General features: G+C 48.0%; 24 protein-coding genes. 13 read left to right on the forward strand and 11 right to left on the reverse strand.

Going from position 1 to position 21,263, the window contains the following annotated elements; all coding sequences use genetic code 11:
* Positions 1-22: 22 nt before the first annotated feature.
* On the reverse strand, positions 23-616 hold the full coding sequence (locus ABJ225_RS00480; protein WP_347317918.1) for an NAD(P)-dependent oxidoreductase: 594 nt from the start codon (positions 614-616) through the stop codon (positions 23-25).
* 171 nt (positions 617-787) lie between these two features.
* Between ABJ225_RS00480 and ABJ225_RS00485 the strand changes: the two genes are divergently transcribed.
* From ABJ225_RS00485 to fumC, 4 genes are all read left to right on the forward strand, one after another.
* Positions 788-1,594 carry an amino acid ABC transporter substrate-binding protein gene (locus tag ABJ225_RS00485; protein ID WP_218245684.1) on the forward strand — a complete coding sequence of 269 codons (807 nt, stop codon included), beginning with the start codon at positions 788-790 and terminating at the stop codon, positions 1,592-1,594.
* A complete protein-coding gene (locus tag ABJ225_RS00490) occupies positions 1,575-2,273 on the forward strand; it encodes an amino acid ABC transporter permease (RefSeq protein WP_053427637.1) in 699 nt (232 codons plus the stop codon). The genes ABJ225_RS00485 and ABJ225_RS00490 overlap by 20 nt, the downstream gene beginning before the upstream one ends.
* Before the next feature lie 23 nt (positions 2,274-2,296).
* The gene (locus ABJ225_RS00495; RefSeq protein ID WP_053427636.1) at positions 2,297-3,031 is read left to right on the forward strand and encodes an amino acid ABC transporter ATP-binding protein; all 735 of its coding nucleotides are present in this window, start codon (positions 2,297-2,299) and stop codon (positions 3,029-3,031) included.
* 144 nt (positions 3,032-3,175) lie between these two features.
* The gene (gene fumC, locus ABJ225_RS00500; RefSeq protein ID WP_048012921.1) at positions 3,176-4,549 is read left to right on the forward strand and encodes a class II fumarate hydratase; all 1,374 of its coding nucleotides are present in this window, start codon (positions 3,176-3,178) and stop codon (positions 4,547-4,549) included.
* 32 nt (positions 4,550-4,581) lie between these two features.
* On the opposite strand, the gene ABJ225_RS00505 is transcribed toward fumC, so the two are convergent.
* Positions 4,582-4,791 carry an alpha/beta-type small acid-soluble spore protein gene (locus tag ABJ225_RS00505; RefSeq protein WP_142130215.1) on the reverse strand — a complete coding sequence of 70 codons (210 nt, stop codon included), beginning with the start codon at positions 4,789-4,791 and terminating at the stop codon, positions 4,582-4,584.
* Positions 4,792-5,059: 268 nt separating this feature from the next.
* On the opposite strand from ABJ225_RS00505, the gene ABJ225_RS00510 reads away from it, so the two are divergent.
* Positions 5,060-5,311, forward strand: a complete 252-nt coding sequence (locus ABJ225_RS00510; RefSeq protein WP_048004557.1) for a hypothetical protein — start codon at positions 5,060-5,062, stop codon at positions 5,309-5,311.
* A 44-nt stretch (positions 5,312-5,355) separates the two neighbouring features.
* Here ABJ225_RS00510 and ABJ225_RS00515 read toward each other — a convergent pair whose 3' ends face one another.
* A complete protein-coding gene (locus ABJ225_RS00515) occupies positions 5,356-6,453 on the reverse strand; it encodes an ABC transporter ATP-binding protein (RefSeq protein ID WP_079515749.1) in 1,098 nt (365 codons plus the stop codon).
* A 94-nt stretch (positions 6,454-6,547) separates the two neighbouring features.
* Positions 6,548-7,465 carry a PucR family transcriptional regulator gene (locus ABJ225_RS00520; protein WP_218245686.1) on the reverse strand — a complete coding sequence of 306 codons (918 nt, stop codon included), beginning with the start codon at positions 7,463-7,465 and terminating at the stop codon, positions 6,548-6,550.
* 136 nt (positions 7,466-7,601) lie between these two features.
* Between ABJ225_RS00520 and ABJ225_RS00525 the strand changes: the two genes are divergently transcribed.
* Positions 7,602-7,862 (forward strand): metal-sensitive transcriptional regulator, encoded by a 261-nt coding sequence (locus tag ABJ225_RS00525; protein WP_053427843.1) that lies wholly within the window; start codon positions 7,602-7,604, stop codon positions 7,860-7,862.
* A 43-nt stretch (positions 7,863-7,905) separates the two neighbouring features.
* Here the strand turns inward: ABJ225_RS00525 and ABJ225_RS00530 are convergent, their stop codons facing one another.
* Together ABJ225_RS00530 and ABJ225_RS00535 are read right to left on the reverse strand one after the other, a co-directional pair.
* Positions 7,906-8,088, reverse strand: a complete 183-nt coding sequence (locus ABJ225_RS00530; protein WP_056538083.1) for a hypothetical protein — start codon at positions 8,086-8,088, stop codon at positions 7,906-7,908.
* A 49-nt stretch (positions 8,089-8,137) separates the two neighbouring features.
* Positions 8,138-8,332 carry a DUF5342 family protein gene (locus ABJ225_RS00535; protein ID WP_218245687.1) on the reverse strand — a complete coding sequence of 65 codons (195 nt, stop codon included), beginning with the start codon at positions 8,330-8,332 and terminating at the stop codon, positions 8,138-8,140.
* 169 nt (positions 8,333-8,501) lie between these two features.
* On the opposite strand from ABJ225_RS00535, the gene ABJ225_RS00540 reads away from it, so the two are divergent.
* Positions 8,502-8,900: a ferritin-like domain-containing protein gene (locus ABJ225_RS00540; RefSeq protein WP_218245688.1), complete on the forward strand. Its 399-nt coding sequence runs from the start codon at positions 8,502-8,504 to the stop codon at positions 8,898-8,900.
* Here the strand turns inward: ABJ225_RS00540 and ABJ225_RS00545 are convergent.
* The 4 genes from ABJ225_RS00545 to ABJ225_RS00560 are packed head-to-tail and all read right to left on the reverse strand — an operon-like array spanning position 8,885 to position 13,729.
* Entirely contained in the window at positions 8,885-10,078 is a 1,194-nt protein-coding gene (locus ABJ225_RS00545; protein ID WP_218245689.1) for a YheC/YheD family endospore coat-associated protein, read from the reverse strand. The genes ABJ225_RS00540 and ABJ225_RS00545 overlap by 16 nt on opposite strands.
* Positions 10,075-11,430: a YheC/YheD family endospore coat-associated protein gene (locus tag ABJ225_RS00550; RefSeq protein ID WP_218245690.1), complete on the reverse strand. Its 1,356-nt coding sequence runs from the start codon at positions 11,428-11,430 to the stop codon at positions 10,075-10,077. Before ABJ225_RS00550 ends, ABJ225_RS00545 begins: the two co-directional genes overlap by 4 nt.
* Positions 11,430-12,503 (reverse strand): YheC/YheD family protein, encoded by a 1,074-nt coding sequence (locus tag ABJ225_RS00555; protein WP_218245691.1) that lies wholly within the window; start codon positions 12,501-12,503, stop codon positions 11,430-11,432. The genes ABJ225_RS00550 and ABJ225_RS00555 overlap by 1 nt, the downstream gene beginning before the upstream one ends.
* A complete protein-coding gene (locus ABJ225_RS00560) occupies positions 12,500-13,729 on the reverse strand; it encodes a YheC/YheD family endospore coat-associated protein (RefSeq protein WP_218245692.1) in 1,230 nt (409 codons plus the stop codon). The genes ABJ225_RS00555 and ABJ225_RS00560 overlap by 4 nt, the downstream gene beginning before the upstream one ends.
* 201 nt (positions 13,730-13,930) lie before the next feature.
* Here ABJ225_RS00560 and ABJ225_RS00565 point away from each other — a divergent pair, with 201 nt between their 5' ends.
* The 6 genes from ABJ225_RS00565 to ABJ225_RS00590 all read left to right on the forward strand — a co-directional run bounded on the left by ABJ225_RS00565 (position 13,931) and on the right by ABJ225_RS00590 (position 20,915).
* Positions 13,931-15,067 (forward strand): DUF445 domain-containing protein, encoded by a 1,137-nt coding sequence (locus tag ABJ225_RS00565; RefSeq protein WP_218245693.1) that lies wholly within the window; start codon positions 13,931-13,933, stop codon positions 15,065-15,067.
* Positions 15,068-15,156: 89 nt separating this feature from the next.
* Complete coding sequence (locus ABJ225_RS00570; protein ID WP_053427625.1) at positions 15,157-15,510, forward strand: YlbF/YmcA family competence regulator; 354 nt, start codon at positions 15,157-15,159, stop codon at positions 15,508-15,510.
* 145 nt (positions 15,511-15,655) lie between these two features.
* Positions 15,656-16,525, forward strand: coding sequence for a Cof-type HAD-IIB family hydrolase (locus ABJ225_RS00575; RefSeq protein ID WP_218245694.1), 870 nt, complete (start codon positions 15,656-15,658; stop codon positions 16,523-16,525).
* A gap of 119 nt (positions 16,526-16,644) precedes the next feature.
* Entirely contained in the window at positions 16,645-18,132 is a 1,488-nt protein-coding gene (locus ABJ225_RS00580) for a coproporphyrinogen III oxidase (RefSeq protein ID WP_218245695.1), read from the forward strand.
* A 369-nt stretch (positions 18,133-18,501) separates the two neighbouring features.
* A complete protein-coding gene (locus ABJ225_RS00585; RefSeq protein WP_347317926.1) occupies positions 18,502-20,118 on the forward strand; it encodes a long-chain fatty acid--CoA ligase in 1,617 nt (538 codons plus the stop codon).
* A gap of 2 nt (positions 20,119-20,120) precedes the next feature.
* Positions 20,121-20,915 (forward strand): enoyl-CoA hydratase, encoded by a 795-nt coding sequence (locus tag ABJ225_RS00590; RefSeq protein WP_347317928.1) that lies wholly within the window; start codon positions 20,121-20,123, stop codon positions 20,913-20,915.
* 34 nt (positions 20,916-20,949) lie between these two features.
* Here ABJ225_RS00590 and ABJ225_RS00595 read toward each other — a convergent pair whose 3' ends face one another.
* The gene (locus ABJ225_RS00595; protein ID WP_079515760.1) at positions 20,950-21,135 is read right to left on the reverse strand and encodes a YhzD family protein; all 186 of its coding nucleotides are present in this window, start codon (positions 21,133-21,135) and stop codon (positions 20,950-20,952) included.
* Between the last annotated feature and the right edge of the window lie 128 nt (positions 21,136-21,263).

Raw genomic sequence — 21,263 nt, forward strand, 5'->3', positions numbered from 1 at the left:
TAATTCGGGTGCCGCATTTCTTTTAATAAGAGATACCAACGCGCTTTTTAATGTACCATCTTTCTTCGAGGACCTGAACCATGAAATCAGCCGTATCGTAGACGGAGATGCTTGTCCCGTTTTCGGGCAGGACTTCTTCCGTCGTACGGAAGCGACCGACCCGTTCCCCCTCTGGAAGGTAGGTTGGGCAGACGATTGTCCAGTCCATTCCGGAAGCCTTCAGCATCAGATAAGCAGACAGATGATCCTCTGCGGCTGTTGTACTCCTCCTCTTTGATTCACTGGACTGGAAGCGGTATAATCCATTCGAATTGGAAGCGTTAAGGATTCCGGCCGTCCCGCAAGTGATGATGCGGCTGATGCCTTCTTTCCTCATGGCATCAAGTATGATAGGCATGCTTCGGGATAGTACGTCCTCCTTATCAGTATTCAGACAACTTATGACCGCTTCACACCCCTTGACGGTGGAGGCTACGGCTTCACTGTCCAAAACATTTCCCAAGATGTCAGTGCCTTCATTCCTGTTCTTACGCACGAGGCACCGGGCATCATGACCGATGTGATCATAGACGACTCTTCCCACCCTGCCTGTCGCACCGAATAATGCAATCTTCATGTAATCTCCTCCTGACCCTTCAATGTAAATATTGTTACATGATAAACCATTCCGCGTCCAATACTAAGAAGGGACGAATGCCTGAAACATTTCCGTTGACTTTTCAGTCATAGCGTTTTATGATGACATTCGTACAGAAGTAAATCCGATAAGATTAGTGGGGGTTATCATATGAAAAAATGGAGAATTTCCATCGTTCTGATTGCCGTGCTCAGCCTAGTGCTGACAGCGTGCTCGAGCGGTGATTCGAAGAGCGGTTCAGACGAAGAAGCGCTTTATAACAAAGTGAAGGAAGATGGGAAGATCCTCATCGGGACAGAGGGTACATATCCGCCGTTCACCTTCCATGATGATTCAGGCAAGCTGACAGGCTTCGACGTCGAACTGGCACGTGAAGTGGCAAAACGCCTTGGTGTAAAAGCAGAATTTCAGGAAACACAATGGGATGCCATGTTTGAAGGTCTCAACAGTAAACGTTTCGATATGATTGCGAACCAAGTGGGAGTCCGGGAAGATCGTCAGAAGAAATACGATTTCTCCACTCCGTACATCGAATCAAGTGCTGTAGTGGTTGCCAAAAAAGATAACAAAAACGTAAAGTCATTTGAAGATATCAAGGGGTTAAAATCGGCTCAGTCCCTTACAAGCAACTATCGTGACATTGCCGAGAAAAACGGTGCCGAAATTCAAGGTGTCGAAGGTCTTTCCCAATCGATCGAGTTGATCGAGCAGGGACGGGTGGATGTAACAGTGAATGACAAAATCTCAGTTCTTGACTACTTGAATAAGAAGAAAGGCGCCAATGTGAAAATTGTTGCTGAAGCGGGAGAAGCAAGCGAAAGTGCCTTCATGTTCCGAAAAGGCGACGACAAATTGGTGAAAGAAGTAAACAAAGCGTTAGAGGATATGAAAGAGGACGGAACATACAAGAAAATCTCTGAGAAATGGTTCGGAGAAGATGTATCTCCTAAGCACTAGCATTTACCAGGATCCTCAGGCAATGATTGATATACTACAAAGCTCCCTGCTTCCTTTGATCAAGGGAGCTTTGTATTATTCCATCCCTCTGACGCTCATATCATTTGCCGTGGGTATGATTCTGGCCATCTTGACTGCATTAGCGAGACTTTCAAAGTACAAAGTGCTCCAAATCATCGCAAGGGTCTATGTATCTGCAATCCGGGGTACACCTCTATTGGTGCAATTATTCATTATTTTTTATGGACTGCCGAATCTTGGGATCAGATTCCCTGCCTTCTTGGCAGCAGTCATCGCCTTCTCCTTGAATAAGGGGGCATATTCATCTGAAATCATCCGTGCTGCCATCCAATCAATTCCGAAGGGTCAATGGGAAGCAGGTTCGTCCATCGGTATGACCTATGGTCAGACGTTGTGGCGCATCATCCTTCCCCAAGCAGCTAGAGTCTCGATTCCACCGCTTGCCAATTCATTCATTTCACTTGTGAAGGATACATCTCTTGCGTCGCTCATCCTCGTGACTGAGATGTTCAGAATTGCACAGCAGATTGCAGCCACGAACTATGAATTCCTGCTGATCTATATGGAAGCGGCACTCCTATACTGGGTATTGTGCTTCATCCTATCCGTCATACAGGGCCGCATCGAGAATCGACTCGATCGATATATAGCGAAATAATTGTTAGATAAAGGAGATTTATCATGATTTCCATAAAAGGATTAACCAAACGATTCGATGATCTTGAAGTGCTTAAAGGCATGAGCGCCGAGATTAACAAGGGTGAAGTCGTCGTACTTGTAGGCCCATCGGGGTCAGGGAAGACGACATTCCTTCGCTGCCTCAATGCCCTTGAGATACCGAATGAAGGAGTCGTATCCATCGGGGGAACGACCATCGACTTCAAAGGTCGCGTGGCCAAAAATGAACTCCTTGAAATGAGAAGAAGGACCGGTATGGTCTTCCAAAGCTATAACCTTTTCCCTCATAAAACCGCCTTGGAAAACGTCATGGAAGGTCCGGTGGTCGTTCAAGGGAAAAGCCGAGAGGAAGCAAAAGCACAGGCTGTAAAACTGCTTGAGAAGGTAGGCTTAGGAGATAAGGTCGACTTCTATCCTTATCAACTTTCAGGCGGTCAACAGCAAAGGGTCGGGATTGCAAGGGCTCTCGCAATCGAACCAGAGGTCATGCTTTTCGATGAACCGACCTCAGCGCTTGATCCGGAGCTTGTAGCCGACGTTCTTGCCGTCATGAAGGAGCTTGCCGAAGAGGGTATGACCATGGTGGTCGTCACGCATGAAATGCGATTTGCCAAAGATGTGGCTGACCGCGTCATCTTCATGGATGGTGGCCATATCCTTGAAGAAGGCCCTCCTGAGCAGGTACTTGACAATCCGAAGAATGAACGGACGCGTCAGTTCTTGAATCTGATACATTGATACTCATCCGCTCTCTGTCCGCTATGGACAGGGAGCGTTTTTTTGTGCAGATGGGAACGAATATTCATCAACCCTGTCCATAATAGGTTAGTTCGTTGAAATTAGTGGAAATATGAATATATGACCAGAAAAGGAGGAATCAAGATGGATTACAGGATCGAGAAGGATACCATCGGGGAAATGAAAGTACCCGCAGATAAATACTGGGGGGCTCAGACCCAACGGAGCAAGGAGAACTTCCCCATCGGAGGGGAGAAGATGCCACTTGAAGTTACATATGCTTTCGCCCATCTGAAAAAAGCCGCAGCGAGGGCGAATCAGGCATTGGGAAAACTATCGGTCACCAAGGCTGATGCCATTGCAAGGGCGTGTGAAAACATCCTTTCGGGGGATCTCGATGATCACTTCCCCCTTGTGGTCTGGCAGACCGGAAGCGGTACCCAGTCGAATATGAATGTCAATGAAGTGGTGGCATACAGGGCGAATGAAACCTTGGCAGGGGAAGAGAGGGTTCATCCCAATGATGATGTCAACATGTCACAGAGCTCCAATGATACGTTCCCGACGGCCATGCATGTTGCGGCATTAATGGAACTGGATAAACGTCTCCTGCCAGCCCTGGATCAATTGATTGCAACGCTTAGGGAAAAAGAAGAGAGGTTCCAGGATATCATCAAGATCGGGCGGACCCATCTCCAGGATGCGACTCCCTTGACCCTGGGACAGGAGATCAGCGGCTGGAGGGCTATGATGGAGAAATCCAAGGCGATGATCGTGGAGTCATCACGTCATCTGTTGCCCCTCGCAATCGGGGGGACCGCCGTTGGAACGGGCATCAATGCAGACCCGACATTCGGAAGCCGGGTCGCACAGGAGCTGGAATCACAAACGGGGTATGCCTTTCAGTCGTCGGACAATAAATTCCATGCGCTCACTTCTCATGATGAGCTCGTCTTCGTCCACGGTGCATTGAAGGCACTCGCTGCAGATCTCATGAAAGTGGCCAATGATGTCCGATGGCTTTCAAGTGGTCCCAGAAGCGGGATAGGAGAATTGACCATCCCTGCAAATGAGCCGGGAAGCTCCATCATGCCTGGCAAGGTGAATCCTACTCAGAGTGAAGCTGTCACCATGGTAGCAACACAAGTTTTCGGGAATGATGCAGCTATCGGATTTGCAGCTAGCCAGGGAAACTTTGAATTGAATGTATTCAAGCCGGTCATCATCTATAATGCACTGCAGTCCATCCGCCTTTTGGGAGATGGGATCCAATCATTCAATGACCGCTGCATCGAAGGATTGGAGGCGAATCTCGATGTAATTGAAGGGTTTGTATCCCGTTCCCTGATGCTTGTAACCGCCCTCAACCCCCATATTGGATATGAGAAGGCGGCAGAGATCGCCAAAAAGGCCCACCAAGAAGGATGGACCTTGAAAGAATCTGCTCTGAAAAGCGGATATGTGACGGAAGAACAGTATGATGAATGGATCAATCCTGAAGACATGGTGAACAAATAAAAAAACCCCCGGAAATACCGGGGGACTGTGCATTATTTGTAGCTTCCGCCAAGTTGTTGTTCAGCCATTTGAACAAGGCGTTTCGTGATTTCTCCACCTACAGAACCGTTAGCGCGTGCAGTAGTGTCTGCTCCTAATTGTACGCCGAATTCTGAAGCGATTTCGTACTTCATTTGGTCGATTGCTTGCTGAGCTCCAGGAGCAACCAGTTGGTTAGATGAGTTGTTACGAGATTGTGCCATGTTGTTCATCTCCTTAAAGTATAAGAATTTTATTGGCTGGGTCAGCTGGGTTTGCACCAGCTCGCATTCCATGAGCGACCATCTGGTATGGTGTAACCCAATGAAGTAATTCATCCCGTTACTTGTATTATGGTTCAATCTGCATTTTATATACGGAAAATAAAAAAAGAAATCTTTTCCTTTTAAACTCCCTTTAATTTCTCCTCATAAAAGCGTGCTTTTGTTTGAAGGCTAACAGTATACGAAGATTGAAAGTATGGTGAACCACATGAAAGCTTGTGCTTTATGCAATGGAATCGTCTCCTATAAGGGAATGTGTGCAAAATGCGGTGATACAACGGTGGATCAAGGCAGATACCATGACTACTATGATGAGTACAGCCCTTATATGGACATTCAGGAGATTCAGCTTGCCGACGGGATTCCGAACAGCAGCTGTACGGATACATGCCTGCATCTTTTCACTTGTAAGAGGTGTGGCGAGGAAGAAGGAAGAAGCATTGACATGGTGGAGTTTTGACCATTGAAAAAGGAGTCCCGGGTAATAGGGACTCCTTTTTGTTTTTATCGAATGCGTTCTTCAGATTCTGCATCGAAGAAATGCGCTTTATTCATATCCAGTGCCATGGTGATCGTTTCCCCAGCTTGGATATCTGTGCGTGAATCCACCCTTGCGACAAAATCCTGTCCTTCGAGCTGGGAGTACAGCATCGTTTCTGCACCGGTCAGCTCTGATACTTCAATCTTGACTGATATCTTTGCACCCTCTGCAGTATCGATGAAAAGGGGCTCATCATGGATATCTTCAGGACGGACACCCAGGGTGATGGACTTTCCTACTTGACCCTGTTCCCGGAGGACTTTCATTTTTCCTTCCGGAACGAGGACCTTTGTCTTCCCGCATACAAAGTAGTTTTCTTCCAGTTTTCCTTGGAAGAAGTTCATGGCCGGTGAGCCGATGAAGCCGCCTACGAATACATTCTCAGGCTTATCATACACTTCTTTGGGTGAGCCGACCTGCTGAATGACTCCATCTTTCATGACGACGATCCGGGTCGCCATGGTCATGGCCTCCGTCTGATCATGCGTTACATAAATGGTTGTCGTTTGAAGACGCTGATGGAGCTTGGCGATTTCTGCACGCATCTGTACACGCAGTTTCGCGTCAAGGTTGGATAGAGGTTCATCCATGAGGAAGACCTTGGCATCTCGGACAATGGCACGACCCAATGCGACACGCTGGCGCTGACCACCGGACAATGCCTTCGGCTTACGATCAAGAAGGGCTTCAAGGCCGAGGATCTTGGCAGCTTCCTGGACGCGTCGGTCGATTTCCTTCTTGTCGAACTTCCTTAGTTTAAGGCCGAATGCCATATTATCATATACGCTCATATGAGGGTAGAGAGCATAGTTCTGGAACACCATGGCGATATCGCGATCCTTTGGTGCAACGTCATTCACCCGTTTTCCGTCGATGGAGAAATCTCCTTGAGAAATCTCTTCCAGTCCGGCAATCATGCGAAGGGTCGTCGACTTTCCGCAACCTGATGGTCCGACGAAGACGATGAACTCCTTATCCTTGATATGTAGATTGAAGTCGGTGACCGCTGTCACCTTTTTATCATAGATCTTATAGATACTGTCCAGTTTCAATTCAGCCATTTTCAATCTCCCCTTTTCTTTTGTAATCGTTTTCAACTTATTATTCATTGTAGGGGAATTTAGGGGGGATCGATATGGTCAATGTGCACAAAATTCACTCTTCTTCCTTGTTCACCTTGTCGTGGAGATGATCCAGGCAGGCAAGATAGGCAAGGATTGCACCCTGAAAGCTTCGTATATCGATACCTGTCTTGTCGATAAAACGTTCGATACGGTACTGAACCGAATTGCGGTGCATGAAAAGCTTCTTCGCGGTCTGGCTTACATTGGCCTGATTTTCAAGGAATACCTTGATGATCTGTGTCCAATCAGGATCTTCTTCCAGTATGGTGATCACATGTCCGAGGAGATGTGTTTTCCACTCAGGTGGCATACAGTGGAGCAGGAAGGATGGCAGGAGTGATTCAACCGAGTGAATGACGGAATGACTAAGCGATGCAGGCATGGTGAACAATTCCCGCTCGAAGGAAAAAGCTTCAGGGAAGGTGGGGCCAAGCGTATGGAACTGTCCCGTGAAGAACAGGGTCGAGACGAAAAAATCCGACTCAATCACATGGGAGATCGTGAACAGCTGCTCATGATCTAGCACTTCGTTGCTTTTTCGTTCAATGAACAGACCTGTCCCGTCACTGAACAAGACCGACTGGACTCCTTCTGGGAGCAGATGGTGAAAGGCTTCCTTCATCATGGAGTGCTCGATTTCACCGTTCATGGAGAATTGGATGATCCTGTATTCATCCTGGGAGATACGTGGTTGATGTCCACCTTCATAGAGGAAAGAAAACCATTCCCGGTCTTCGAATGAGCCGTTGAGTAGGGTAACGGGGGAACCGACTTCGATGAACAAACATTTCAGGAGCTCCACTTCTTCTTCGGTAATTTTATTTCGATCGATTCCAATGAACGTGTCTTCTTCTTCATTTGTAAACCAGGCCTTCCCGAAATCGAGTGTACCCGGTCGGGAGGACCTGACAGCTGCTTCAGGATACTTTTTGAGTAGAGATTTCAGCATGGGGTATGTACCGTCCTTTATTCAGTATATTCCCATTGTACTGAATAAAAAGGACGATGCAAAGAGTCGTGAATTGCAAATATTTTTTGATTGGAATACTATTGTAAGAGGAATTTATCGTGATGAGGTGTACACAATGGAATATACAAAAGAAGTCACAAATCGAATGAAACGCTTGGAAGGACAAGTACGCGGTGTATTGAAGATGATGGATGATGGGAAGGATTGCAAAGAAGTCGTCACTCAGCTTTCCGCCGTCAGGACTGCCGTGGACCGCACGATCGGACTTGTTGTCGCGAAGAACCTTGAAGCATGCATCAAGGATTCAGAAGAGAAAGGCATGAATACGGAAGAGGCCATTCAGGAGGCAGTGAACCTTTTGGTGAGAAGCCGCTGATTATCAATGAAAGCTGCCGTTTGAAAAAAACGGCAGCTTTTTTTTATGGCCTTGGAGGTTCCTCATGGCTGGGCATATCGATCGCTTCTTCAATGTTTGCGATCTGATCGCGCAGGTGAACAGATCCCCCGGACATCCCCTCATTGATGAAACGGTCCACGTCCACAAATGCTTTATCGCGTCCTTCATTCGTGCTATCCGGAAGAAATTCATGTTTCTTATCCATTAGATCGCCTCCTATGGATAGTGTTTAAAAAACGGATGATAATTATTCATCATTCATAGACGTGGAAAAGCATGAGATCGTGGATCTGTTTGGCACATTTCTCATCCAGAGCAGGCTTGCAATCAATCCGGCCGTCTTTATGGTAGATCCCTTCATGCTTGACGCCGCCGTAGAAAAATGAAATATACCAGCCCGGTAACTCTTTGTTTTCATACATGCTCCTGTATTGAAAATGTTGAATCATGCAGCATCACTCCTTAATGATAGTGTAAACGGTTTCTATTGCACTGAAAAGAGTGAAATGGAAAGGAGAGCCTGTCCTTCCCATTGATCGCGTCATCCTATTCACCCGACTCATAAATCCACCTGAGTCTTAATACACTTTATGGAATGGACAAAGGAGGTACGGGGGCATGAATGAATTTCTCCGGGATATACAAAAAGCCATAAGCGACGAATGGACAGCCTATCATTTCTATAAAGAATTGCAGAGTCGAACGAATAATCCATTATTTGTGGAGTTCATCAGCTCAGCCCGACAAGATGAGAAAAAGCATTATGATCTATTTCAGTATCTGCATTATCTGTTTACAGGAGAATATTATGAACATAAAAAAGAAAAGGTCGAGTTCACAACCTTTAAAGAAGGGATTCTGCGTGCACTGAAGGACGAGCTGGACTGTGCTTCATACTATCGGGATCTTCTGATGGATATACCGAATCAGCAGGCGTATAAACCGCTCTTTATAGCCATGACTGATGAGACGGCACACTCGACCCGTTTCCAAACGATTTATCAGTCCTTGCGCTGAGGACGGGAGGAGGCAAGGGAGAAAAATGTATCCACAAGCTTCTTGCGTCGGGTGGTTTCAATATCTAGTTCATCGAATATCATCGGCTTGGAGTTGATTTCAAATAAAACGAAGCCTTCCTCTTTCCTTGGAGCGATATCAGCGGAAAACTCCCCAATGAACCCCAGTGATTCGGTGAGCGTTTCCCCGCAGATCTTCATGATGGAATCGAGCACTAGCTTTGTGTCCTCTTTGGCAACATCGTCAAGGGAAATGATTGTTCCCCCTGAGGGGACGTGGGTGGTCACTTCCTGTCGGTGCGACATCCGCACCCCGATTCCCGTCACACTGAATCCATCCTCCGAGGAGAGGACAAGCACTCTGTAGTCATATCGGTGTCCGTTCAGTGACCGACACTGAATGGCCTCCTGGACGATCCAGTCTTTTTCTTCGAACCATTCGGGGTACGCATGCGCCAACCGCTCAGCAGAGGAGAAGTGCTCGATTTTTTTGATGCTGCGGCAAATCACCCCCCCATCTTCATGGACCTCGACCTTGCGGATGCCTTTACCTTTGGATGAAAGGGAATGTTTGATATAGATCTGTTTATGTTCTGTCAAAAATTCCTTCAGATGGACGGAATCCCGGATCTGTTCAGTAGCGGGGAGATGGGGACGTAGTTCTTCCCTTTCGCGGAGGATCTGATAAATATCCCATTTGTTGAAAAAGTGGGGATTGAAGAAAGGAATCTTATGATCTTTACTCCATGAGGTTACATTCAGAAACGCTTCATTTTGTTCGCCCGCCGGAGTGGGAATCCGGTTATAAATGACGTTTGGAAGGGGAAAGTGGCAGGTCACCCATCTGTCTAGCGCATCACTAAAGGCAATGCCGGAAACCGTGTTGCACTCGATATCTACGGGTGAAAAAACAAAACACATGGCCCCAGCATCCTGGATGATTTCCTGAAGGGTTTTAAAGAGTTCGAAATTCCCGCGGTAGCGATTACCCCGGTCCTTATCTGCCAGGATGCCTATGAGGGGGATCACCCCACCTTTTGGAGAGCCAATGGGAAAGGCGTAGGAGTCTTCGGATTTTTTTGATTGCAGAAGAAAGGAATCCAGACCGAACGCATAGGTGGATATACTCCTTTCGTCATGGCAGAAGATTCTTCTCCTTCGATCATACAGGATTCTCATGGCACCAATTCCTCGATGGTTATGCGAGAGAGGAATACACCAAAGGAGAGGGCAAGCTTTCTTGTGAGGATATCTTCGGCTTTCAGGGAGGGGTGGGTGAAGATCGAGCGGCCGGGTTTTGAATTGGCTTCGAACATCCAGATCCGTCCACTCTCGTCGAATCCGAGGTCGAATCCGATTTCTCCCACATAGCCCTCCATATTTGCTTCGATGGAATGCGACAGTCGAATGGCTGCATCCTTGAGCCGGGTTTCTATCACATGCCTTTCATCTTCCGCAAAGAGCTCGCTCAGTACCTTCACTTCCCCTCCGGATTTTGCGTGGGTGGTCACACTTCCGGAACCTGCGACTTTGGCTGCGATGGCCGATACGTGCCACCGTCCTTCATCATCTTTATTCGTATGGACCCTGAAGTCCAGCGGCCGATGGTCATCTTCAATCAGATCGATTCCCTGTTGGATGATGAAGGAATCGAGTTTCCGACCCTTCAGGACCGATTGAACAAGGGATTCAAGGTTCTTAAACCGGAGTAGGCGAACCTGCTGGTCGCCGTCCTTGAATCTGCAAAAATATCCATCCTTCCCCCGGTCATACGTGATTTTATGAATTCCGTTCCCGAGACTTCCATTTGCAGGCTTCACGTACACATGCCGGTATGTTGCAAGCATCCGCTCAAGATCACTGATGGATTGGAACTGATGGGTTTCTGGGAGGAAGGATGCGGCTTCTTCAACCCCTGCCAATCTCTCGAAAAGATCAAGTTTGTTGAAAAAGCCGGGATTATACCACGGAATCCCGTATTCTCCTTGAAGTCGCTCCTTTAGTGAAAGGAAGGAACGTTTTTTTTCGCTCCTGCGGTTGGGGAGGCGGTCGTAGATGACGGTAGGGAACGGGATGAAGTGCCGCTCCCATTGATCGCCAAAGTGAAAAAGGGCATGGATGAGTCCGTCCTCCCACTGGATGTCATGTTCCCCGAACACAAACGGTATGACTCCGAGCGTACCCTGTACAGCAAGCAACCGCTGGAACATGCGTGAGCGTTCCCCGACGGGGTTCATCTTGAACTGCGTGAATCCGGCCGTGAATATGCCGATCAATGCGCCAAGATAAAGCTCCTCCTCTACCTGATGAAGGTGGAGGCTGCCCACTCCGCGAGGGAGATGCAGGGCATCGGCAAGGGGGGAGCTGATGCCGATGACGTTTCGTCCATTGGGGTGTGTCCTGCATTCTGCTTCGACCTTCCTTGTCCCGAGAGTGATGCTTCCCGGTATTGAATCCCTATTGAAAGAAACAGGAAGGTAGAGGAGGAGACGCTCTTCTTGAAAAACTTCAACTTTAAAAGGTTTTAACATCAGTGATCACTCCTCGTGGGTGCAGACTGTGATGATAGATTCATGCAGTGGTCTAAGGGGATGCGGGATAGCTCAGAAGAATCGACCCCGCCGGTCTGCATGAGTTTATGTCCTGGTTTTGAGTTGATATCGAGCAGCCAAATGGAATGATCAGCACCAATCGTGATATCGATGCCCAGTTCCAGCAACGGGGAAAACCGTTCTTCCAATTCCAGGGGCAGAATGGACAGGATTTCTTTCAGCTCTTCTTCCATCACTGCCCAAGGCGGTCCGGGATGCGCGGCTTTCCACTCATTATAGGGAACATACTCGGCGCCGGAGGATACATTGGTCAAAATGCCTTCTGGATGTCCGTATCGGAAGGCGCGGTGATATTCCTGCCAGTTTCCACTTGGATCTTTCGCCATGTGAATCCGTAGATCATAAGGTCGATCTTGAACTTGATTCTCCAGGCGTCTTTGGATCAGAAAGGTATGTTTCTTCATTAAACGAAGGGTGAATCGCTTGAATTCATCCCGGTTGTGGAATGTATGGGAAAGGATTCCATCCTTTTTCGTCGTTCTGACGATAATTGAAGGACCGTTAGTACGAAGGTGATAGATGCCGAATCCATGGGCTCCGTCCACAGGCTTGATGATGGCTTCTTCTTCGCGATTCAGGAAGGCGGTAAGGTCCTCGACCTCCTTTAGAAGACGTGTGCCGGGGAGATACGGTGCAAGAGGACCCTTCCGAAGCTCCTCATAGAGGACCCATTTGTTCGGCAAACCGTAGCCGAGGAATGTAACGTGGGGCTGTTGCTTCAACCATTGGACCACAGCCTTTGCCTGCTGTTGCTTTCCTGCTTGATAATAGGTGCGGTCATATAAGTATTCCGGGATTCGAAAGGCATCTTCCTTCCATACCCCGGATTCCCGGCAGTACGTATAGCCTTCAATTCCTTCTGTGAAAGGAGAGAGGTCCTCCGGAGAAAACATATGCAGGCAAATCGGATAAGACAAGGATTCCTTGCCTATCCCTGAATAAAACGGATTGGCAGGGGCGGGGTTCAACGTCAGGATGCCAAGATGATTCATTTTTCTTCCTCCTCTTCTTTCCATATGGAAAGGCTATGTTGATACAATCCACGAACCGAGGGTCTTACCGCTTCAGAATGCTGACTGGAGAGTTTACTTGGTTTGGAGTTCACTTCGATGATCCATGGTTTACCATCAGCATCGACGCCGAGGTCGATGCCAAACTCGGAAAAATGGCCGTCGAGCACCTCGGAAAGATACACAGCTGTACTCAGGCTGATAGCCTTCATATTCTCGTAAATGCCTTTAGAAAGAGGCTGGATGTCGTTCAGGATGGTACGTGGTTTCGCCGTTTGTCCCCCACGATCGACATTCGAGACGAATTCGCCGTCTCCGGCAACCCTCGCAACCGATGAGAGGACCGTCCACTCCTGACCGATGCGGTGGCAGAGGAAACGAAAGTCCAAGGGCCGGCCATTGAACTGACAGAAAGGGATCGTCTCCTGGATGAGATAGGTGGAATTTTTGCACCATGCACGAACTTTTTTCTCCAGTGAGCGGTAGTTCTTGAACGTCTGGTGGCTGTCTCCCGGAAATGAATTCTGTCTTACTTCCCATCCGTCCCCTGAGGTCACCCTGATGATGTTCCTTCCCTTGCTGCCATGAATGTTCTTGATGAACACATCTCCATATGTTGAGAGCATCCCTTCCAACTCATCAACACCAGTGGCAGAAGCGGGGATATGATCCTGAAGGAGCGGATGGTTGCCCAGCGCTTGATCCACTTCTGACTTAGAGAGAAACCGTGTATTGAAAATAGTGCCCCCCGCTTGTTCCAAACAGGTGACAGCGTGCTTGAATGGGCCTGTGGTCTCAAGTTGCCTGGAAGGAATGCGATTATATAAGACGCTTGGGGAAGGAACAGAACAAGCCTCCCAATCACCTTCTGAATTGAGTAGTCCGGTCCCGTCCTTTTGGAGAAAAGAGGAAACAGGAAGCAAATAAAGCAAGCCTCCATTTTGATGGAAGAAGCGTTGGCATTCATGGGCATAGTCACTTAGAAATCCTGCCGTTTTGTTGATGAGGATTGCTGTGATCGGTCCAATCCCGATCCCGGCACGGAGCCGATCGACGTGTATATGAAAGACCCGGTCATGTAAGGCATGCGACCAGGGCAAGAAAGAGGTCAGAATCAGGTCATCCGTCGGGGAGGGAAAGCATTCCACCATGGTGGAAGTCGTACCAACTGTAAGCGTGATCCCATCTTCGAGCATCCAGTCCTCCAAAAGAGTGTCAGGGATGTATATATGAGGTTCCTTCCTTTTTTCGCAAATAATGCGGCATTTCATCCATATCACCCATTCCTCGTTTGCATAACACGTCAAAATGCCCCTATAATGACTTATTGGGCTATTGCTGATATAGCATACTATGTAGGCAGTCACAAAAGGTTCAAATGAACAGGAAAAGGCAGGTGCATATATGAGATGAATGCGTTCATCCTCATTCTTTTCATGGTGGCAGTGGGTGCCCTGATCGGTGGAGTCACGAACCATTTGGCCATCAAGATGCTCTTCAGACCGTATCGGGCTTATTATATCGGGAAATTCCGTATCCCTTTTACTCCAGGTCTCATTCCGAGGAGAAGGGACGAACTGGCTGTATCAATGGGTAATACCGTAGTAGATCACCTTCTCACTCCGGATAGCCTTCAAAAAAAACTTCTCAATCCGGCTTTTAAGGGAGAAACGGTAAAGTATTTGAAAGCAGAACTCACCCCGTTCTTCCAATCAGAGAAACCGATTGGTGAATGGATCGAAGAGTTCAATATTCCCGTGAACACCATGATGATCCATGATTACCTTGATAAGTGGATTGAAACGAAAGTGATTGAAACAAGGCTAAGCTATGCGGACCGTTCCTTAGGGGAGGCCATGCCTCTTGAATGGAAGGAGAAAGCAGAAGAAAAGATTCCTGACATCGTGGCGATGATCGCAGGGAAGGCCGAGGACTATTTTACAAGTCCCGAAGGCAAAGCAAAGGTAAAGGTAATGATCGATGACTTCCTGAAAGAGAGGGGGAGGCTCGGGAATATGATCGGGATGTTCTTGGGGAATACGTCTGTTGCCGATAAAGTGCAGCCAGAGATCGTCAAGTTCATCAAACATCCTGGTACACAAGAAATCCTCTTGAATCTAATAAGAAGTGAATGGGAGAAACTCCAGGGAAAAACCGTCGGTGAATTGACCGAAAGCTTCTCAGATGAGGCCCTGGTCTCATCGGTTCAAAGCTATGCAAAACGGGTTCTGAAGGTGGATGAGTTCTTTTCACGCCCCCTTGGAAGTGTTCTGTCCCGCCATGAAGAGACATTTTTCACCAAGCTCCTTCCTGCATGGGTGGACCAAGGTACCGATCTTCTCGGGCGCAAACTCCCAGGGGTGATGGAGAGGATGAATCTTCAGGAAATCGTTCAGGAGCAAGTGTCTACCTTCTCCGTGGAAAGACTTGAGGAGCTCGTCCTCGGTATTTCCAAGCGTGAGTTCAAAATGATCACGTACCTCGGTGCCCTGTTGGGTGGAATCATCGGGATCATCCAAGGAATCTTTGCTCTGTTGATTGGATGACGGAAAAAGGGTCATTCCTAGTATTCGGACACATAGTTTGTTATAGTGGGGATGAAGAAAGACAGACAGATATTTTAGGAGGCTAAACCTTGGCTATCAACTTATACGATCAAGCAAATGAATTGGAGCGCGCACTCCGTCAAAGTGACGAGTTCCAACAGTTGAAAAACATGTATGATGAAGTGAACAGTGACGAATCTGCAAGCAAGATGTTTGAGAACTTCCGCAACATCCAGATGCAGCTTCAACAAAAACAAATGAGCGGTGAAGAAATCACTCAAGAAGAAGTAGAACAGGCTCAAAAAGCGGCCCAGCTCGTCCAGCAGCACGACAAAATCTCAAAACTCATGGAAGCAGAACAACGCATGAGCATGGTGATCACCGATTTGAATAAAGTCATCATGAAACCACTGGAAGAACTATACGGTTCCGTACAGCAATAATACATGAAATCCCGCCGGCAGACCCGGCGGGATTTTTCTGTGAGTGGATGCAAATTTCAGGCCTCCTTGACCTCCTTGTCATAATTGTCTATTCCTCTTCATAAATGTAAAGAAAGCAGTAGACAACACTTAGGAGGACATCATGATGATCTATAGAATGCTTGCTCTCAATATCGACGGTACAATCGTGAATCGAAGCGGAAAGATTGCAAAGGAAACGAAGGAGGCAATTGAATACGTTCAACATAAAGGGGTTCCTGTCACGCTTGTGACGAGCAGGAGCTTCAACTCGGCAAAGAAAGTGGCTAAATCTCTGAATCTCACAGGTCCCATCATCACTCATGGGGGTGCCTATATCGCCGCTGAACTCGAAAAGCCACTCTATGTCAAAAAGATATCCGAGACCATCACCTATGAAATCGCCCACTTCCTTGAAGGATTCCCTTGTCAGATCCAGATGGCCCATGAAAGGCAGTCGATCATCGGGAAAACCAATTCGCCGTCCAAGGAGCTTGCCCGCTTATCGTGGCAGCGGGAATCACGTCTTCTTTATAGCAAGCAATATGTTGACTCCATCAGTGAGCACCTTGCAGCAAATCCGATGACCGTTCCGAAAATCTCCGTGGTCCTTGAGCGGAAGGAAGATGTGTGGGATATCATCGCCGCACTCACAGCCATGTACGATGAGGTAGATGCCATTCAGACTTCGGAAAATAGTCTGGATATCGTTCCGAAGGGCGTGTCAAAACTTCGCGGTCTCATGTATCTGACCGAACGCTATGAGTTGAAGAAGGAGCAGGTCGTCATGGTCGGTGCGGGAGTGGATGATATGGACGCAATGAGGTGCTGCGGTCTCGGTGTCGCCATGGGAGGGGCTTCTGCAGAAGTGAGGAAGGCAGCGGACTGGGTGACGAGGAGCCAGCATGAAAAGGGGATCCCGTACTTCATCAGTGAGGTGTTCAGGAAGCAACATCCGATTCCTTTCCTTAAGAAGATGAATATCATAAAATCTTGATTGCCAAGGCCGGTTCCAATAGGGATCGGTCTTTTTCGTACCATCAACGACATTGACCATTCCCATCCCGTTCTTGTACACTTATAAATGCTTATCCAATTGTGAAAGGTGATTACAACGTGAATGTGTTAATTAAAGGCATTGAAGACGAGCGATTTGAACGACCTCTTCGATTGATTGCCAATTTATTTTTTGAAGAAACCAAAATCCATTTTGGTGAGTGCGATCACCCCGATTTGGAAATCCATATACATGTATCGGACGCTGAGACAATACAGGCCAGTGCGGAAATCAAATCAGACCAGTCTCCGAAAGCCGATTATAAAAAAGACTGGTTGCCGTACGACACAGAGAAGGAGCGATTCAGACAGCTGAAGACCGCCGTTTCTCATGTGTACCTGAACGTCCTGCAGGATCTGACAGGCATCCAACAGAAATGGGGGATCCTGACAGGTGTCAGACCGACAAAATTGATCCACAAGCAGAACATGCTCGGGCTTCAGGCAGAAGAGATCCACCATAAGCTGAAGGAAGAGTATTTGATCACCGATGAAAAGATCGATCTTATGCAAAACATCGTGGATCGCCAGCTGTCCGTCGTTCCCGACCTGTATGACGTGAGGGATGAGGTAAGCATCTACATAGGGATCCCGTTTTGCCCGACCAAATGCGCTTACTGTACCTTCCCGGCCTACGCCATCCAGGGCAAGCAGGGCAGGGTGGATTCGTTCCTCGCCGGCCTGCATTATGAAATCCGGGAAATGGGACGGTGGATGAAGGAAAAAGGCGTGAAGATCACGACGATTTACTTCGGAGGCGGTACGCCGACTTCCATCACAGCGGAAGAGATGGATGCCTTATATGAAGAAATGTACGACTCTTTCCCGGATGTGGACAAGGTGCGGGAAGTGACGGTGGAAGCAGGAAGACCCGATACCATCACGCCTGATAAACTGAAGGTATTGAACAAATGGAATATCGACCGGATCTCCATCAACCCACAATCCTACACCCAGGAAACGCTGAAGGCGATCGGAAGGCATCACACGGTGGAAGAGACGATTGATAAGTTCCATATGGCCAGGGAAATGGGCATGAATAACATCAATATGGACCTCATCATCGGGCTGCCGGGCGAAGAGCTTCCTGAACTGCAGCATTCCCTTGATGAAACCGAGAAGCTGATGCCGGAATCGTTGACCGTCCACACCCTTTCGTTCAAACGTGCATCAGAGATGACAAAGAATAAGGATAAATATAAGGTGGCCGATCGTCACGAGATCGGACGGATGATGAATCTCGCCGAGGAGTGGACTTCTGCTCACGGATACGAGCCCTATTACCTGTACCGTCAAAAGAACATCCTTGGAAATCTTGAGAACGTCGGTTATGCCCTGCCGGGTCAGGATAGTATTTATAACATCATGATCATGGAAGAAGTGCAGACCATCATCGGGATCGGCTGCGGTGCGGCAAGTAAATTCATCGACCCTGAAACGGGGAAGATCACCCATTTTGCCAATCCGAAGGAACCGAATGCGTATAATCTGACATTCAAAGAGTACACAGACAAAAAAATCGACATCCTCGATGGATTGTTTTCTTGAGAGACTGGGACAAACATGTTTCAGTCAAGGTAAAACCCGAATTCATTTGCCTGCGATAAGGTATATGAATTCGGGTTTTTTTATTTGTTTCACGAACAATGTATTCTAATGTATCCAGCGGTTGATTGGTTCATGTGCAGTATAAAGAAGCTGCGCGGACGTGTCCGTCATAAAAGGATCCCTTTTTCGCTTTGTCCCACCCCCTTTGGTTTTTAGAGAATTGTCGAAATCATGGGGGAGAAAGAGGATTCGGATCAAGGAAATCGAATAAGTAAGAAGGATGGTTTTGTAAGCGATTACTTCGTCGTGACGATCCCGCATGCGCTTCATCTGTACCAGTCCATATAAAGACAAAGGGGAGATACGTTTATGATGCAGACGCCTTTACTTCTAACAGCGATGATGGAACGAGCAGAAAAGTTTTATCCCAAAAAGCACATCGTTTCAAGGACCGAATCGGGTATTCACCGCTTCACCTATAAAGAATGGGGGAAAAGGACGAGGAGACTCGGCAGCGTCCTGGAGAAGCTAGGGGTCAAGGAAGGAAATAAGGTGGGCACCCTTGCGTGGAATCATCACCGTCACCTCGAAGCCTATTTCGCAATCCCGTGCATGGGCGCAGTGCTTCACACCATCAACATCAGGCTGTCCCCTCAGCATATCGTGTATATCATCAATCATGCAAAAGACACTGTTCTTCTTGTGGATTCCGATCTTCTACCACTGGTGGAAAAAATCAGGGATCAGATCCCCCATGTCGAGTCCATCATTGTCATGACGGACGGCGAAAAGCCTGATTCGACCATCGAAGATCTGCATCATTATGAAGAGCTGCTCGAGAAAGGTGACCCGACATTCTCCTTCAGGCATGATCTCGACGAAAACGCGCCTGCCGGTATGTGCTATACTTCTGCGACAACAGGGAATCCGAAAGGGGTCGTGTACTCCCACCGGGGCATTGTCCTCCATACCATGGCCCTCGGACTTGCCGATACAACCGGGATCATGGAGAGGGATGTGGCCCTGCCTGTCGTACCGATGTTCCATGTGAATGCATGGGGTCTCCCGTTCGCAGCCGTATGGTTCGGAACAACTCAAGTGTTGCCAGGCCCCTACTTCACCCCTGGGCTCCTCGCCCAACTGATGGAAAAAGAAAAGGTTACCGTTGCTGCTGGTGTACCCACCATATGGCTGGGACTCTTGAGAGAACTCGAAGAGAACCGCTATGATCTATCCTCCGTCCGTTACCTCCTTTGCGGCGGCTCCGCAGCGCCGAGGGGAATGATCAAGACCTTTGAAGAAAAGCACGGAATTCCATTCATGCATGCCTACGGGATGACTGAGACCAGCCCCCTCGCTGTCGTGGCATCGATGAAGAGTCAGCATGACGTGTTATCGAATGAAGAGCGGTATGATGTCAAAGCCAAACAAGGAATCCTTGTCCCGGGACTGGAGATGAAGATTCTCGGGAAAAACGGGGAAGTGGAGTGGAACGGCCTGGAGATGGGAGAACTTGCCCTCAGGGGGCCATGGATTGCATCAGAGTATTACGAGGATGATCGGACAGAGGATGCTTTCAGGGATGGCTGGCTCCACACTGGAGATGTGGTGGTGATCGATGAAGGAGGGTATATCAAGATCGTGGATCGGACGAAGGATCTGATCAAATCAGGAGGAGAATGGATCTCATCTGTTGACCTGGAAAATGCCCTGATGTCTCACGAAGACATCTTTGAAGCTGCAGTTGTTGCAGTACCTCATGAGGAGTGGCAGGAACGTCCTGTCGCATGTGTCGTCTTGAAAGATGCCGAGAAGCGGACGGTCACGCAGGAAGAAATCATCGACTTCCTGCGTCCACAGTTCGCGAAGTGGTGGCTGCCAGACAAAGTGATCTTCATGAAGGAAATTCCGAAGACATCGGTGGGGAAATTCCTAAAGATGGCCCTGAGAGATGAAATTCATAATAAAATAAGCCAGGAGGAGTAATCATGAGCGTACAAAAACAAGGTGAATTAGTGAAGGTTCAGATAGAAGGAAAAGTGGCGAGAGTCGTCTTGAACCGGCCGGAGTCGTTGAATGCACTCGACCTCGATTTGATGAGAGGGCTGTTGTCTGCCCTGAAGGAGATCAGGAGGGACCCAGATTTGGCGATTGTCGTACTGACGGGGGAAGGAAAAGGTTTTTCATCTGGAGGAGACATCAAATCCATGCTTTCCCTTGGGAATGAAGGCGATTTTTCCGAAGTGATGGATGTGATCAATGAGCTTGCAATGACTCTCTACACCCTTCCGAAGATCGTCGTGGCGGGTATCCACGGTGCAGCCGCGGGCCTCGGGTTCAGCTTGGCGTTGACGGCCGATTATATTCTTTGCGAGGAAGACAGCAAGCTTGCCATGAATTTCATCGGGATCGGACTCATCCCCGATGGTGGCAGCCACTTCCTCCTTCAAGAGAGGCTCGGCACCCATAAGGCGAAAAGGATGATCTGGAATGGAAAAGTGATGCTCGGTCAAGAGGCCCTCATGAAAGGACTGGTAGACGAGGCTCTTCCATCGGGGAAACTGGAAGAAGGATTGGAACGATATATCGAGCAGTGTGTTCAATCTCCAGTGAAGGCGCTCTTGAAAACAAAGGAAATTTATACCGAGTTGAATAAAGAGAGGCTTCAGGAAGCATTGCTCAAAGAAAAAGATGGTCAATGGCTCATGAGACAAACATCAGATCACCATGAAGGAATCAAGGCATTCATCGAAAAGAGAAGGCCGTCATTCAAAGGGGAATAACGGAAAAGAGGGTGCCGCATGGCGCCCTCTTTTGTTATACGTGGAATAATAGAAGCTTTCCCAGTGGGGAAGTGAAACGATGGGTGTGATCAAGATACCCTTTCTCTACCAACATACTTTCCCCAACCTTCTTCGCTTCCTCGTCCGTTGCAGCCTGGACACTCTCATCCAGAAGTTTTGACCCATTCTTCTCGAATACTGTAAGTTTATACGTTTTCATGGCTCTACCCCTTTGCATTATGATCACTTTTTATTTTTTCATATTTTTCAAATAATGAAAAGTGGAATTTTCCTGTACCCATAAATAATTCACAGATGAAATGATGGCATCCGTTGGGGTATAATGGG

This window comes from Rossellomorea sp. RS05, from assembly GCF_039822645.1.
GTDB lineage: Bacteria > Bacillota > Bacilli > Bacillales > Bacillaceae_B > Rossellomorea > Rossellomorea marisflavi_B.